This is a genomic window from Algoriphagus pacificus (genome assembly GCF_017254845.1).
Lineage (GTDB): Bacteria > Bacteroidota > Bacteroidia > Cytophagales > Cyclobacteriaceae > Algoriphagus > Algoriphagus pacificus.
On record NZ_JAFKCU010000003.1, the window covers coordinates 181,117 to 195,877 of the forward strand.

Genomic DNA, 14,761 nt, shown 5'->3' on the forward strand with positions numbered 1-14,761 from the left:
AAGTTTGAAGCTAACCATTTAAAAACCCTGTTTTTTCTTATTTTTAAATTTATTTTTCATGGGAATAGTTTCTGATTTCTATGATTATCGCCCATTAAGTAGAAGAATTATTGTCCATGCCCGATAAATTTATCGATGTCAAAAAGGTGATTGAAGACAAAAATCCACGCCTCCTCAAATGGATGCCTGGGTTTGTTTTGTCTTATATCCGAAATGTCATCCATGAGGATTGGATCAATGACATCATGAGCAGGATTCATCATTTGAGAGGGTTGGAATTTGTAGAAGCTGTAATCCGTGAATTTAACATTGAAGTTGAATTGAAGGGAGCAGAGCAAGTTCCGAAAACAGGAGGGGTGATTATTGCTGCCAATCATCCATTAGGCGGAATGGACGGGATTGCATTGATGTATGCAATCGGTAAAATCAGACCCGATATCCGCTTTTTGGTGAATGATTTATTGATGTCATTCGAAAACTTTCAACCCATATTTGTTCCTGTAAATAAGCTTGGGAAGAACTCTCAGAAAAATCTGGACAATATTGATCAGGTGTATGCGGCAGATTATGCAGTTATGGTTTTTCCGGCTGGTTTGGTGTCCAGGAAGTTTCCAGAAGGCATCAGAGACCTTCAATGGAAGAAAAGTTTTATAGCTAAGTCAAAAAAGTATCAAAAAGATATAATTCCTTGCTTCATCGAAGGGAAGAATTCAAAGTTTTTTTACAATTTGGCTCATTGGAGAAAGAAAATTGGCATCAAGGCCAATATTGAAATGTTTTATCTTGCAGATGAAATGTATCAACAGCAAGGTAAAAAAGTGACGATTCACCTTGGTGAAAGGATAAGTCATAAAAGTCTTGCCACTAATAAATCAGATGCCCAGTTGGCTTTAGAAGTTAAAGAATTAGTTTACAAATTAGGACAAATATGAGTAAGGAAGAAGAAATTATCCCAGCAGTTGAGCCGGCTTTAATCAAAGCCGAACTTACGGCCGATCGGTTTCTTCGATACGCCAACAACGGGGATAACCTGGTTTTTCTGGTCAACTTCCACAATGCTCCTAATGTTGTAAGAGAGATTGGTAGACTTCGTGAACTGACGTTCAGAGCTGCTGGCGGAGGTACTGGAATGGCCTTGGATCTAGACGAAAATGATACTTGTGAAAACTGTTATGATCAGTTGATCACCTGGAGTCCAGAAGATGAAGAAATAGTAGCTGGTTATCGCTTGATTAATTGCAAAAATGCGGTTGAACCAGATGGTTCTTTGAATTTGTCAACAACTCATTTATTCGACTTTTCAGATAAGTTTATCCAGGAATTTATTCCTTATACCATCGAATTGGGTAGGTCTTTTGTTCAGCCTAAGTATCAACCAAGTATTGATAATAGAAAAGGGATTTTTAGCCTTGACAACCTTTGGGATGGTCTGGGAGCAGTAGTTTTATTGAATCCTGATGTCAAATACCTTTTTGGAAAGGTAACCATGTATCCTCATTACAATCGGGAAGCAAGAGATTTCTTGTTGATGTTTATGAACCATTATTTTCCTGATAAAGAGGGATTAGTAAAGCCCAAGAGTGAATTAAAACTTGGCTATGAAACAGATCTACCGAGCAAAGGAAATCCATTTCAAGGGCTTGAATACAAAGAAGGATACAAATTGCTTAATTCAAGTATCCGGTCTTATGGAGAGAATATTCCTCCTTTGATCAATACCTACATGAATTTGTCACCAACCATGATGACATTCGGTACTGCCTTGAATGATGAGTTTGGGGAAGTAGAGGAGACCGGGATCTTGATTACCCTAGCCGATATATACGAGACCAAAAAGCATCGCCATATGGATACGTTTGAGCGGGATAGAGTATATGGAAGCAGAGAAGTCAAATAAGAAGACCTTAATTGCCGGGGCAACAACTGATCCCTCCAGGTATGCGTTTACAGCTGCCACATTTTTGAGTAGGATGAAATTTCCTTTTGTACCGATAGGAATCAAAAAAGGGAATGTGTTAGGAGAGGAAATTCTACCACTTCGTGAGAAGCCAGAGATTGATGATATTCATACCATTACCATGTATATGAATCAAGATCATCAAAGAGAGTGGGAGGATTATTTTTTAAGCCTAAAACCCCAAAGAATCATCTTTAATCCAGGTGCTCAAAACCCTTCTTTTTTCAAAGAAGCGGAAGCGCTAGGGATCGACTGTTTGAATGCCTGTGCACTTGTCATGATCAGTACCGGACAGTATTGATTGTCAGGCAGTAAAGCGAGCGAATATTTCCAGTGATTTTTCCATTTTCTAGCTTTGCAAAAAGCTGGCTTAAGTCACTTTTTTTTTCTATCTTGCGTAATCTTAAAATGAACACAAAATCACCTTTCTAAGGCCCTTTTTGAGGGTTTTCTCCAGAAAATATGAGTGAAGAAAAAGCTAAAAATCCTGCTGGTTACGGCGCAGGGAACATCCAGGTATTGGAAGGTTTGGAAGCGGTCCGTAAGAGACCTGCTATGTATATCGGCGATGTCGGTATCAAAGGACTTCATCACCTAATTTGGGAAGTTGTCGATAACTCCATTGATGAAGCTCTTGCTGGTCATTGTGATACAATCCATGTGGTAGTCAATGAGGATAATTCCATCACTGTTGAAGATAATGGTCGTGGTATTCCAACTGACTGGCACGAAAAAGAACAAAAATCAGCACTTGAGGTAGTCCTAACAGTACTTCACGCCGGTGGTAAATTTGATAAGGATACTTATAAAGTTTCTGGTGGTCTTCACGGTGTCGGGGTTTCCTGTGTGAATGCCCTTTCCACGGATCTAAAAGCAACGGTTTTTAGAGATGGAGTGATAACTGAACAGGAATTTAAAATTGGGGTGCCTCAATATCCGGCTAAACAAGTTGGAACTACAGATAAAAGAGGTACAAAAATACATTTCAAGCCTGATGCAAGTATTTTCACCCAAACGGAATATAAATACGAAACTATTGCAAACCGTTTGAGAGAAATGTCCTTCCTGAATGCAGGAATCAGGATTTACTTGAAAGATTTGAGAGAGATTGAAGAAGACGGTAATCCACGTTCGGATGAATTTTATTCAGAAGGTGGTTTGGTTGAGTTTGTTCAATACCTTGATAACACCCGTGAGAAAATTATTGAAGAGCCAATTTACATTGAAGGAGAAATCAATTCTGTGCCTGTACAGGTTGCAATGAATTACAATACTTCCTACTCTGAAAATGTGGTTTCTTATGTCAATACCATTAACACTTACGAAGGAGGAACACACGTAACCGGCTTCCGAAGAGCGCTTACCAGAACCTTGAAATCATATGCTGACAAATCCGGCATGTTGGATAAGTTGAAAATTGAAGTTGCTGGTGATGATTTCCGTGAAGGACTGACTGCAGTTATTTCTGTGAAAGTTGCTGAGCCTCAGTTTGAGGGTCAGACTAAAACTAAGTTGGGTAACTCCGACGTGGTGGGTGCTGTGGATTCCGCAGTATCGGAAACCTTACAATCTTGGTTGGAAGAGCATCCAAAAGAAGCAAAAATCATCGTAGGAAAAGTGATTTTGGCAGCTCAGGCAAGACATGCGGCTAGAAAGGCCCGTGAAATGGTTCAGCGTAAAAACGTACTTGGTGGCGGCGGTCTTCCTGGTAAATTGGCAGATTGTGCCAATTCTGATCCAACAGTTTGTGAGTTGTATCTTGTCGAAGGGGACTCTGCTGGTGGATCTGCCAAACAAGGAAGAGATCGTGATTTCCAGGCGATTTTACCACTTAAAGGTAAAATCCTAAACGTTGAGAAAGCGCACGAGCATAAGATTTACGATAACGACGAAATCAAAAACATCCTTACTGCACTTGGAGTGAAGTTCGGAACAGTTAACGACGATAAGGAACTTGATCTTTCCAATTTGAGATACCATAAAATCATCATCATGACGGATGCTGATATTGATGGATCCCACATTAGAACCTTGATTCTGACTTTGTTCTTCAGATATATGAGAACATTGATTGAGAAAGGATACGTTTATATTGCTTTACCTCCGCTTTATTTATTAAAGAGAGGAAAAGATGAGCGCTATTGCTGGACTGAGGAAGAAAGAAAAATTCTTACTGCAGAAATGGCAAAAGACGGAAGAGAAGACAGTGTGGGAATTCAGAGATACAAAGGTTTGGGTGAAATGAACCCAGAGCAACTTTGGACTACGACTATGGATCCTTCTGTCAGAACGATAAAGCAAGTGACTATTGATTCGGCTGCTGAGGCAGATCATCTATTCAGCATGCTGATGGGAGATGAAGTAGCACCTAGACGTGAATTCATTGAGAAAAATGCCAAGTACGCCAAAATTGATACTTAAGGCTATTTTGATATTCAAATAGGGGCCTTGTGCCCCTTTTTCATTCTTTAACAAATTGATAATTTGGGATTGACAAAGGAATTTTAAATTGCCACTCCAAATATTGAGCTTTTATGAAACTGGCAGTAAGAGATAAATACGAATCCATCATCCAAAAAAGTGATCTGGTAAGCCGCGACTTGAGTTGGCTGAAATTTAACGATCGGGTGCTGGACCAATCAAAAAAAGAGCACAGAACTATTTTTGAGAAATTGAAATTCTTGGCTATTACAGCCTCGAATCTTGATGAATTTTTTATGATCCGAGTTGGGTCATTATACAATTACCTAGATTATGACAAAGAGCGAGTTGATTATTCTGGGCTTCGTGAGGAGCCTTTTAAGAATAAATTGATGAGTGATTGTCAGACTTTTCACAAAGATCAAAATGATCACTTTACCCAAGTGATTCTGCCTGGTTTGGATGAGGAGGGGATTAGCCTTTGTAATATTTCCAAGCTTACAGAAGCTGAGCAACAAAAAGTCAAAGACTATTTTGAAAAGGCGATCTATCCGATGTTGACCCCGATGGTTTATGACGGATATCGGACCTTTCCGATTTTGATGAATAAGCTTTTGGTGTTTGGAGTTGTGACGACGAGCCCAGGAGAGCGTAAGGATATGAAAAAGCTAAGCTTTGTTCAGATCCCGTCTAACATTCCGAGGTTTTTTGAAATAGAGCGTGAAAACTCTTTGCTTTTGGTTCCCATCGAAGAGGTGATCCGAGAGAATATCGTTTCTCTTTTCAGAAATGTAGAAATTGAAGGTATAAGCTTATTCAGAATTACCAGAAACGGAGATTTTACCCTTGAGGAATCTGAAGATATGGATGCCAACTTCCTTGAAGAAGTGAAGCGTAAACTGATGGAGAGAAAGACGGGCAGGGTAGTTAGAATTGAAATTGAAGAGGGCTATAGCAAATGGATGTTGAACTCGCTTTTGGAGAGATGGAATCTAAAAATGGATTCTGTTTTTCTGATCAAAAGAGCGAGCATGATCGATTTTACAGGTCTTTGGCAGATTGTCGGTAATAAGAGATTCCGTGAACGATTACCTCAGGTTCATCCTCCGGTAAATCCACTTTCTTATCCTGAAGAAGGAAGAGCTGATATTTTTGAAACCTTGAAGGAAAAGGATATTCTTCTTCATCATCCTTACAACAATATTGATTCGATTTTGGATCTGATCAATAAAGCCGCAGAAGATCCTGATGTCATGGCTATCAAAATGACCATTTACCGTTTGGCAAAAGACAGTCAGATCACAAAGGCTTTATTGAAAGCTGCTGAAAACGGGAAACACGTATCAGTTTTGTTTGAGGTAAAAGCTAGGTTTGATGAAGAGAACAATATCCGTGAGGCGAAAAGACTTCAAAAAGCTGGATGCTTTGTCATCTATGGGATTACTCATTTGAAGACCCATACAAAGCTTCTTTTAATTGTCAAAAAAGACGCAAATGAAATCACCAGATTTGTTCATTTAGGCTCTGGGAATTACAATGAAGATACGGCAAGACTATACACGGATATCGGTCTTTTGACCACCAATGAAACCTTGGCAAATGATGTTTCAGAGTTCTTTAATGTAATCACAGGCCACTCCATGCCTAGTCAGTACAAAAATCTGATTACTGCTCCTAGAGATATGCGAAATCAATTGATTGAGTACATAGAGCAGGAGGCGGAGAATGCCAGAAATGGATTGCCAAGTGGGATTTTCATCAAGGTGAACTCTCTAGAAGATTCGGAAACAATCTATGCGCTCTATCGTGCTTCTCAATCAGGAGTTACGATTAAGCTGATCGTAAGAGGTATTTGTTGTTTGAGACCTCAACGAGTGGGTTTAAGTGATAAAATTGAAGTAATATCCATCGTCGGAGATTTCTTGGAGCACAGTAGAATCTATCATTTCCATAATAATGGAAATACCAGAACCTATGCAGGAAGTGCTGATATGATGGTAAGAAGTTTTGATAAAAGACTGGAATCCTTATTCAAGGTTGAAGCTCCATTGCTGGAAAAGCAATTGATGAACATTCTGGCATTTAACCTGAGAGATAACGTAAATGCTTATGTGATGCAAGAGGACGGCACATTTGTAGCTAAAAGACCGATAGGAGATGAAGAAGAATTCAATGTTCACAAAGAATTTTTCAACTTAGATCCTGATAAAGTTGCCCAAGTTCAACTGGTTGAATCTTAAACAAAAAAGCCTCTGTTAAAGAGGCTTTTTTGTTTTATTCTTTTCATACAAAACCTGCATCATTCCATCCTTAAGACCTAGATCAGGAACCAACATCCGATGCGAATTAGCAATTGACATTGCTCGTTGATAGATTTTTCCAGCTGGGATTATTACATCTGCTCTGTCTTCATTGAGATTCAGTTTATTGATGCGTTCTTCCAGGGTAAATGAATGGAGGTAATCCAGCGTTTGACCAATTTTTTCAAAATCCAAAAAGCGCTTATTCTTCCTAGGTCCGGTAAGCTCAAATATTTTATTGATGTTTCCACCTGTGCCGATTGAGATGATTTTGGTTTTTGGATCTATGTGTTTTTCAATGAATTTTTCCATAGATGTCCAAACAGGGGCATGTACTTTTTCTTCCAAAGCTCTGACAGATCCAATCTGAAATGACTTAGAAGCTATCTTTTGCTTTTTGTTGTAAATATTCAGCTCGGTACTACCTCCTCCAACATCAATGTGAAGAAAAGCTCTTTCATCAATGTATCTTTCCAATGATTTATTGATAAGCTCGGCCTCTCGGTTTCCATCGATAATCTGGATCTTTAAGCCAATTTCTTCCTTTACTTCTTCTACAATATCTTTCCCGTTGTTACTTTCACGCATTGCAGAAGTTGCACAGGCCATGTAATCGTCTACCTCATAGAGATCAATGAGGATTTTGAAGGCACGCATCAGTTTGATAAACTTCTTTCGATTTACTTCGCTGATCTTTTGAGTATGGAAAACGTCCAAACCCAAACGCAATGGAAATCGGAGGTATTCAATTTTTTTGAAATTGATCACACCCTCGTACTGAGTCACCTTGGTGATTTGCATACGAATCGCATTCGAACCGATATCAACTGCTGCTAATTTCAAATTATTTCTTTTTGGATACTGCGACCAGAACAACTCCCGCGGCTATTATTACTCCGCCTGCATAAGAAGGCCATGTAACTTCTCTTTTCTTATTTGCATTGATTTGAATAGGGCCAGCATCGACTACATTCTCTTTCGTTGTGAAACTGAAACTAGTGCTGAACAACATAGCTATTCCAGCGATGATCAAAATGAAGCCAAAAATTTTCATAGGTTTTTTTAAACTTTCAGACACAAGTATGCTGCCAGAAAAGCGATTAAAATGGAAATAAAATCGGAATGCCTATGGTGCCGACTATCCAGAATAAAATGTTTAATGGAGTGCCTACAACCAAATAATCCTTAAAAAGGTAATTTCCAGGCGCATAGATCATGGTATTAGTCTGGTATCCCATTGGTGTCATAAAGCTAAGGCTTGCAGCAAAAGTTACTGCCATTAACATAGGTCTTGAATCTACTCCCATACTTTCGGCAACGCTAATCGCGATAGGGGCAAGCAGGGCAGCAGTGGCATTGTTTGACATTACGTTGGTCAATAAGAAGGTCAAGACGAAAATCCCACTTAACACATACCTAGGACCAAATCCTCCCAGGATATTTACAATGGATTCTCCCAGTAGGGCAGAGCCCCCAGTCTTTTCAAGTGCCGTACCCATGGACAGGATTCCTGCCAGCATAAGGATAACTTTCCAGTCTATAGCTTTATAAGCTTGCTCCGTATTAATTACTCCAACGATTACCATTGCCACTGCACCAGCCAGAGCTGAGACTACAATGGGAAAGATGTTTAAAATGGAAAGCAGCAATACGCTGACCATGATGAGCAGAGAAAGAAAAATCTTGCTTTTATTCAGGTTCTTGTTCTTGGTTTCAGAGATCAATAAGAGTCCTTCTGTTTCCTGAACGCTTTGAATGCTTTCTTCTGTTCCTCTAAGCAATAAGATGTCACCGGAAGCCAAATTAGTCCGCGTAAGCAGCGTTTTTAGCATTCCTGATCTATGTCTGATGCCGATTACCAGCACTTGATTAAACAGTTCCTTAAAGTTCAGCTCTTTGATGCTCTTGTTGATTAGGAAGGAGTTGGGGGTAATTACGGCTTCATACAGTCTTTCTTCATCACTGGTCACTAAATCTTCATTCCAGACTAATTCGGCTTTAAGTTTTATACCCGGGTAGGATTTTAACTTTTCAATTGTCTCCTTATCCGTACTGAAACGGATTAAATCACCCTCTTGAATTGCTGTGTTTTGATAAACCCTGATTTTTCTGTCATCATCCCGTATGATCTGAAGTGGCTTTACAGGAAGCTGGCTGAAAAGTTTTTGCTTAGACACCGGCTCATCTAATTGGGAAAAATCAGACTCGATAAGTAATTCAGATAGGTAGTTCCCTAGATCAATGGTGTCTCCGAAGAGTTCTTTGTTTTTTCTTTTTGGCAAAAGAAAGCGGCCCACAAAAAGCATGTAAAGGATCCCAATAACTAGGAAAATGGATCCCATAATCGTCATTTCAAAGATCCCAAAACCTGGAAGTCCTGAGCGTTCGGCAATCCCGCTGACAAGGATATTGGTACTCGTGCCCAGAAGCGTGCAGACCCCGCCCATTAAAGCACCAAAGGATAAGGGCATGAGTAATTTGGATGCTGGGATCTGGTTGTTTTTTGCAATTTGAATGACGGCCGGCATGAGTAGCGCAACAACAGCAGTGTCATTGATGAAAGCAGATAAAAGTCCTGCTGCTAACATTAGAGTAAGTAGCAGTTTAAATTCACTTTTTTCGGCCTGCTTACTAAGTTTATAGCTAAAAGAATCCAGAATTCCCGTGCTGAAGATTGCCGCTGAGAGAACAAACATTGCCGCAACAGTCAGGGTAGCAGAGTTTGAAAATCCCGCCAATCCTTCTTTGACGTCCAGGATTCCTGTCAATAAGAAAAGGACCATCACTCCGATGGAAACGGTGTCGATGGATAGTTTTTCTGTGAAAAAAAGAACTACCGCTACACCAATGATGGAAAGTGTTAGGCCGATTTCAAACGTCATAGGCTACATAGTAAGATAATTTCCTTTTTTGAGTTTTTGTTTCACTCCAAAGAAGCTGATTAAACCCAAAATCAAAATCGTGAAACTCAATCCCAATGCCACATAGCCTAGTTCCCTTACATGGTCTAATTTGTCCACTTCAAATAGAGCAATTCCACTCACTAAAAAATAGAGTGAGGTCCTCACAAAAGACAATAATGTACGCTGATTGGCCAGGGTGGTTCTTTGCCTTGCTAAATAATCTCGAATAATTAATTCTCTTTCAAAGTCATTATCCATATTTGTATTATATTATTTAAAATTTATTTATTTCTAATCTTATAAATTATGAAAAGAATTTCTACACTTTTCCTCCTTCTTTTTCTAGTCGGGAATTTATTTGCCCAAGAAGAGACGGCAATTGTTCCTGCAGACACCAGTTATTGGCTTAAAGAAATTAGTGGTGGTTTGAATTTGAATCAGGCATCTTTTAGTGGAAACTGGCAAGGTGGTGGAGTGAATTCAGTGGCCATAGGAACTTATTTATTTGGCAGAGCAAATTATGCCAAAGAGAAATGGACTTGGGACAACACCTTGGATTTTCAATATGGTGTTGTTAAAAACAAAGATGAAGACGGAAGAAAATCCAATGATCGGATTTATTTGGACTCAAAGGTTGGATACGAAATTAACGATAAATGGAATTACTTTTTTGCAGTCAACTTTCTTTCCCAATTCGCACCAGGATATGATTTTACTGAGGATGAGAAGATGCTGATTTCAAAATTTATGAATCCAGCATATTTGACTACTTCACTGGGTGTAGAGTATAAGCCAAATGATGAGTTTAGTCTGAGGATCTCACCTTTTGCTCCTCGATGGACATTTGTTATGGATACAGATTTGTATCTAAATGTACCAACGAATTATGGGGTAGAGATAGGGGAGACCGTGAGAACAGAGTGGTTGGCATTTAACCTTCTTGCTGATTGGAATAAAAAGCTTTCAGAAAACCTCACTTTCATGATGAGATATCAAATGTTTGCCAATTATGAAACACTTGCATTTGATACAATAGATCATCGTTTGGACATTGGCTTCACTGCCAAAGTTTCAAATCTGATAAATGTGAGCTTAACAAGTTTAAGTATCTACGACATTGATCAAGACGATAAAATCCAATTTAGCCAAGGGCTTGCTTTAGGTATTGCCTTTAAGAGAGGAAACTTTCCTGAGAAGAAATAAAAATTAACAAATTTTTATTTGGGATTTTGATTTAATTATAATTGTATTATTTTTGAATTCATTGTGGTAGTTAAATAATAGTTGGTTTAGTTTTCAAATAAAGGGCAGGAGATCTTCTCCTGCTTTTTTATTGCCTAAAAGGCTGTTTTGATCTTTTTTGCCTTACTCCATCTTCATCTTCGAATAATCCTATTTATTTTAAAATTTCATTTTCTTTCACTGCTGGATATGCTGAGAAGTAAAGGAATATTGTTTGTTTCAGCGCTCAATTGAATTACTTGTTTTTCTTTAAACGCAAAAAGCCCAGACTTTCGTCTGAGCTTTAGTACACGCGGAAGGATTCGAACCCTCAACCCTCGGAGCCGAAATCCGATATTCTATCCAGTTGAACTACGCGTGCCTGAAAATATTTTCAGAATTTTATGCTTCTAAAACTGCCTGAACTTTGTCAGCAGCTTCTTTAAGCGTAATCGCAGATTGAACTTTTAGTCCAGATTCGTCGATGATTTTTGCACCTTCAACTGCATTGGTTCCTTGTAATCTTACAATAATTGGAACTCGGATGTCACCAATTGATTTATAAGCTTCAACCACCCCGTTTGCGATTCTATCGCATCTTACGATACCGCCGAAAACGTTGATCAAAATTGCTTTTACATTTGGATCCTGAAGGATGATTCTGAAACCAGCTTCAACAGTAGTAGCATTTGCTCCTCCTCCTACATCTAGGAAGTTAGCAGGCTCACCACCCGATAGCTTGATCATGTCCATGGTAGCCATCGCTAGTCCAGCACCATTTACCATACAACCAACGTTTCCGTCCAGTTTCACATAGTTTAGACCTGATTTGCCAGCTTCTACTTCCAATGGATCCTCTTCTGCTAAATCTCTCAATTCAGCTAGATCTGAATGTCTATATAGCGCATTATCATCCAAATTTACTTTGGCATCAACAGCCAAAATCTTATCGTCAGAAGTTTTAAGAACTGGGTTGATCTCAAACTGAGAAGAATCAGTGGCTTCGTATGCTTTGTAAAGAGCAGCGATGAATTTCACCATTTCTTTGAAAGCAGTTCCAGTCAAACCTAGTTTGAAAGCTACCTTTCTGATTTGGAAACCTTGAAGTCCTACTTTAGGATCGATCCACTCTTTAATGATTTTTTCAGGAGAGTGCTCAGCCACCTCTTCGATGTCCATACCACCTTCAGTAGAAGCCATGATGACATTGCTGCCACTAGCTCTGTCCAATAGGATAGACAAATAATATTCTTTAGGCTCAGATGCTCCTGGGTAGTATACATCTTCTGCAACTAGCACTTTGTTTACTACTTTGCCTTCCGGTCCTGTCTGATGCGTCACCAAAGTCCCACCCAGAATATTTTTAGCTTTTTCAGCTACATCTTCTAGTTTTTTGGCAAGAACCACACCGTTTGATCCAGTTTGCTGGATTTTACCTTTTCCTCGGCCACCGGCATGAATTTGAGCTTTGATCACATACCAGGAAGTTCCGGTCTGAGCATTTAGCTTAACTGCTGCTTCATGAGCTGCTTCTGGACTGTCGGCTACAATACCTTCCTGAATGCGAACTCCATAACCTTTTAATACTTCTTTAGCCTGATATTCGTGAATATTCATGTGTGTATGGTTTTTTTTCTCAATTGTCGCATGGAATCTCGCATGATTGGGGTTAATACCCCCTATGACTTTTCAATCATGCTCGATTTCAACCTATGAAAATTTTTGCCCGAAGTTAAGCTCAAAGTGTCGATAAATCAAACGTAGATTTGGCCTTTCTTCCCAAAAAATGCTGTTTATTGCTATTCCATTGCATATCTGGAAGGGATTTATTCTAATTTTAAGCTCGCAAAAAATCTTACCATGCTGAAAGCCAGTGGCATCCACAAACACTACGGAAATCTTCATGTATTAAAAGGAGTGGACCTCGAAATTTCTGCTTCTGAAATAGTTTCTATAGTCGGTTCCTCAGGAGCTGGCAAAAGTACTCTTTTACATATCTTGGGTACTTTGGATAAGCCGGATGAAGGGACTTTGTCTATGAATGGAAAAGACCTTCTCAAGTTATCAGGAGAAAATCTGGCCAAATTCAGAAATGAGCAAATAGGTTTTATTTTTCAGTTCCATAATCTATTACCCGAATTTACAGCTTCTGAAAACATCCAAATTCCGGGAATGATCAAAGGTTCAGAGAGCAACAAATTACTTAAAAGAGCGGGGGAGTTGGCAGAACTATTGGGCATTAGTCACAGGTTAGATCATAAGCCTGCTACGCTTTCTGGAGGCGAGCAACAACGAATAGCAGTAGCAAGAGCCCTGATCAATGATCCTTCTGTGGTATTTGCGGATGAACCAAGTGGTAATCTGGATACCGAAAATGCGAAAACCCTTCATGAACTCTTTTTTACCCTAAGAAAAGAATTAGGGCAAGCTTTTGTCATTGTCACACACAATGAAGACCTGGCTGGAATGGCTGACAGAAAGGTTACGATGAAGGATGGTTTAATTCTTTGAATTCAGTTTTTTCAACATGTTTTGAATGTGTCCTTTGGCCTCAAACATTTCAGAAAAAGAAGCTTCAATTTCATGTTTTTCATTCAGTAGGTAAGTGATCCGCTTTGGCATTTTTATCAAAGGGATCAAAGCATCATATGCTTTACAAACTTTACCATGAACATCTGAAAGCAGATCGAAAGGAAGTCTGTTGGCTTTTTTGAATTTTTCGTGTGTTGCAATATCATCTCGACTGATTCCAAGGATCGGAATGGAAAGTTCCCTGAAATCCTCAAAATAATCCCGGAATTCACAGGCTTCGGCTGTACATACATTTGTGAAGTCTTTGGGGTAAAAATATATGATCAGTGCCTTTCCTTCTAAATTCTTAGATAAGCTGATGTTCTTATTTCCAGTAGCCGGTAGGGAAAAATCCGGTGCTTTTGTTCCTTTTTTTAGTGCCATAGTGAGAAGCTTAACTATAGGATGAAATCAAAAGTTTCTGTTTTTAATATTTCTTCTCTGGAAGATGAACTATCACATTACTTTTTACATTTGACTTTCTAAGACCACCAAATTTTCAGCTTGTGAAAATCACCAGTGTCCAGTCTATGCTTTTGGCTGGAGTTTTTTTTGCATTGATGAATGTATCCGTAAAATACATACCAGATATTCCTGCCATAGAGATTATCCTCTTTAGATCGGTGTTCAGCTTGGTTTTCAGTTATTCTATGTTGAAAAAACAGGGTGTAAATGTCTTTGGAAACAATAAAAAACTCTTGGTGATCAGAGGGGTAGTTGGGTCTGTGGGTTTGATTTCTTTCTTTTATACACTACAAAAAATCCCTTTGGCGAGTGCTGTTACACTTCAGTATTTGTCCCCAATCTTGACAACAATTTTGGGTATTTACTTGGTCAAAGAAAAAGTGAAGCCCATCCAATTTGTCTTCTTTACCATTTCATTTATCGGAGTACTATTTGTCCAGGGATTTGATACCCGAGTTAATCTGCTCTATGCTGGAATTGGTTTGATTTCAGCTTTGTTTTCAGGACTGGCTTATAATGTGATCCGTAAACTCAAAAACACCGAGCATCCACTGGTTATCATATTTTACTTTCCTTTAGTTACTCTACCCATAGCGATTACGATTAGTATTTTCACTTGGGTTCAACCGGTAGGATGGGACTGGGCTATCTTATTATGGATAGGTATCTGTACCCAGACAGCCCAATACTTTATGACAGTTGCTTATCAAAATGCCAATGTTTCTAAAATTTCTAGTTTGAGTTATCTGGGTATTTTCTATGCCCTGATATTTGGTTTTTTCTTTTTCGGAGAAACCTATACTCTAATGGCTTACGTAGGCATGGGTTTATTGCTTTTGGGAGTCATTTTAAATTATAGAGTAAAGAATCCCGCTTAATCGAGTTTGCCCAGCAAATCGGCAATAATTACCTTTAACTCAAAG

14 protein-coding genes and 1 tRNA gene are annotated in these 14,761 nt (G+C 39.0%); 8 read left to right on the forward strand and 7 right to left on the reverse strand.

Annotation, left to right across the window (positions count from 1 at the left end; all coding sequences use genetic code 11):
* Positions 1-116: 116 nt before the first annotated feature.
* From J0A69_RS13265 to ppk1, 5 genes are all read left to right on the forward strand, one after another.
* A complete protein-coding gene (locus J0A69_RS13265) occupies positions 117-932 on the forward strand; it encodes a 1-acyl-sn-glycerol-3-phosphate acyltransferase (RefSeq protein ID WP_206587089.1) in 816 nt (271 codons plus the stop codon).
* Complete coding sequence (locus J0A69_RS13270; protein ID WP_206587090.1) at positions 929-1,897, forward strand: GNAT family N-acetyltransferase; 969 nt, start codon at positions 929-931, stop codon at positions 1,895-1,897. Before J0A69_RS13265 ends, J0A69_RS13270 begins: the two co-directional genes overlap by 4 nt.
* Positions 1,875-2,258 (forward strand): CoA-binding protein, encoded by a 384-nt coding sequence (locus J0A69_RS13275; RefSeq protein WP_206587091.1) that lies wholly within the window; start codon positions 1,875-1,877, stop codon positions 2,256-2,258. The genes J0A69_RS13270 and J0A69_RS13275 overlap by 23 nt, the downstream gene beginning before the upstream one ends.
* 161 nt (positions 2,259-2,419) lie before the next feature.
* Positions 2,420-4,378, forward strand: coding sequence for a DNA topoisomerase (ATP-hydrolyzing) subunit B (gyrB, locus tag J0A69_RS13280; protein ID WP_206587092.1), 1,959 nt, complete (start codon positions 2,420-2,422; stop codon positions 4,376-4,378).
* 113 nt (positions 4,379-4,491) lie between these two features.
* Entirely contained in the window at positions 4,492-6,618 is a 2,127-nt protein-coding gene (ppk1, locus tag J0A69_RS13285) for a polyphosphate kinase 1 (protein ID WP_206587093.1), read from the forward strand.
* Between the two features lie 15 nt (positions 6,619-6,633).
* Here the strand turns inward: ppk1 and J0A69_RS13290 are convergent, their stop codons facing one another.
* Genes J0A69_RS13290 through J0A69_RS13305 form a run of 4 tightly spaced genes read right to left on the reverse strand, consistent with a single transcriptional unit; the run spans position 6,634 to position 9,839 of the window.
* Positions 6,634-7,521: a Ppx/GppA phosphatase family protein gene (locus tag J0A69_RS13290; RefSeq protein WP_206587094.1), complete on the reverse strand. Its 888-nt coding sequence runs from the start codon at positions 7,519-7,521 to the stop codon at positions 6,634-6,636.
* 1 nt (position 7,522) lies between these two features.
* Positions 7,523-7,732: a hypothetical protein gene (locus J0A69_RS13295; RefSeq protein ID WP_206587095.1), complete on the reverse strand. Its 210-nt coding sequence runs from the start codon at positions 7,730-7,732 to the stop codon at positions 7,523-7,525.
* 46 nt (positions 7,733-7,778) lie between these two features.
* Complete coding sequence (locus J0A69_RS13300; RefSeq protein ID WP_206587096.1) at positions 7,779-9,560, reverse strand: SLC13 family permease; 1,782 nt, start codon at positions 9,558-9,560, stop codon at positions 7,779-7,781.
* A 3-nt stretch (positions 9,561-9,563) separates the two neighbouring features.
* Entirely contained in the window at positions 9,564-9,839 is a 276-nt protein-coding gene (locus tag J0A69_RS13305) for a DUF202 domain-containing protein (RefSeq protein WP_206587097.1), read from the reverse strand.
* A gap of 48 nt (positions 9,840-9,887) precedes the next feature.
* Here J0A69_RS13305 and J0A69_RS13310 point away from each other — a divergent pair, with 48 nt between their 5' ends.
* A complete protein-coding gene (locus J0A69_RS13310; protein WP_206587098.1) occupies positions 9,888-10,784 on the forward strand; it encodes a DUF3078 domain-containing protein in 897 nt (298 codons plus the stop codon).
* 326 nt (positions 10,785-11,110) lie between these two features.
* On the opposite strand, the gene J0A69_RS13315 is transcribed toward J0A69_RS13310, so the two are convergent.
* Positions 11,111-11,184, reverse strand: a tRNA-Arg gene (locus J0A69_RS13315).
* A gap of 20 nt (positions 11,185-11,204) precedes the next feature.
* Entirely contained in the window at positions 11,205-12,419 is a 1,215-nt protein-coding gene (gene sucC / locus J0A69_RS13320) for an ADP-forming succinate--CoA ligase subunit beta (RefSeq protein ID WP_206587099.1), read from the reverse strand.
* Positions 12,420-12,662: 243 nt separating this feature from the next.
* Here sucC and J0A69_RS13325 point away from each other — a divergent pair, with 243 nt between their 5' ends.
* Positions 12,663-13,313, forward strand: a complete 651-nt coding sequence (locus J0A69_RS13325; RefSeq protein WP_206587100.1) for an ABC transporter ATP-binding protein — start codon at positions 12,663-12,665, stop codon at positions 13,311-13,313.
* On the opposite strand, the gene J0A69_RS13330 is transcribed toward J0A69_RS13325, so the two are convergent.
* Entirely contained in the window at positions 13,302-13,757 is a 456-nt protein-coding gene (locus J0A69_RS13330; protein WP_206587101.1) for a peroxiredoxin, read from the reverse strand. The genes J0A69_RS13325 and J0A69_RS13330 overlap by 12 nt on opposite strands.
* 146 nt (positions 13,758-13,903) lie before the next feature.
* Between J0A69_RS13330 and J0A69_RS13335 the strand changes: the two genes are divergently transcribed.
* The gene (locus tag J0A69_RS13335) at positions 13,904-14,716 is read left to right on the forward strand and encodes a DMT family transporter (RefSeq protein ID WP_206587676.1); all 813 of its coding nucleotides are present in this window, start codon (positions 13,904-13,906) and stop codon (positions 14,714-14,716) included.
* Positions 14,717-14,761 lie beyond the last annotated feature (45 nt).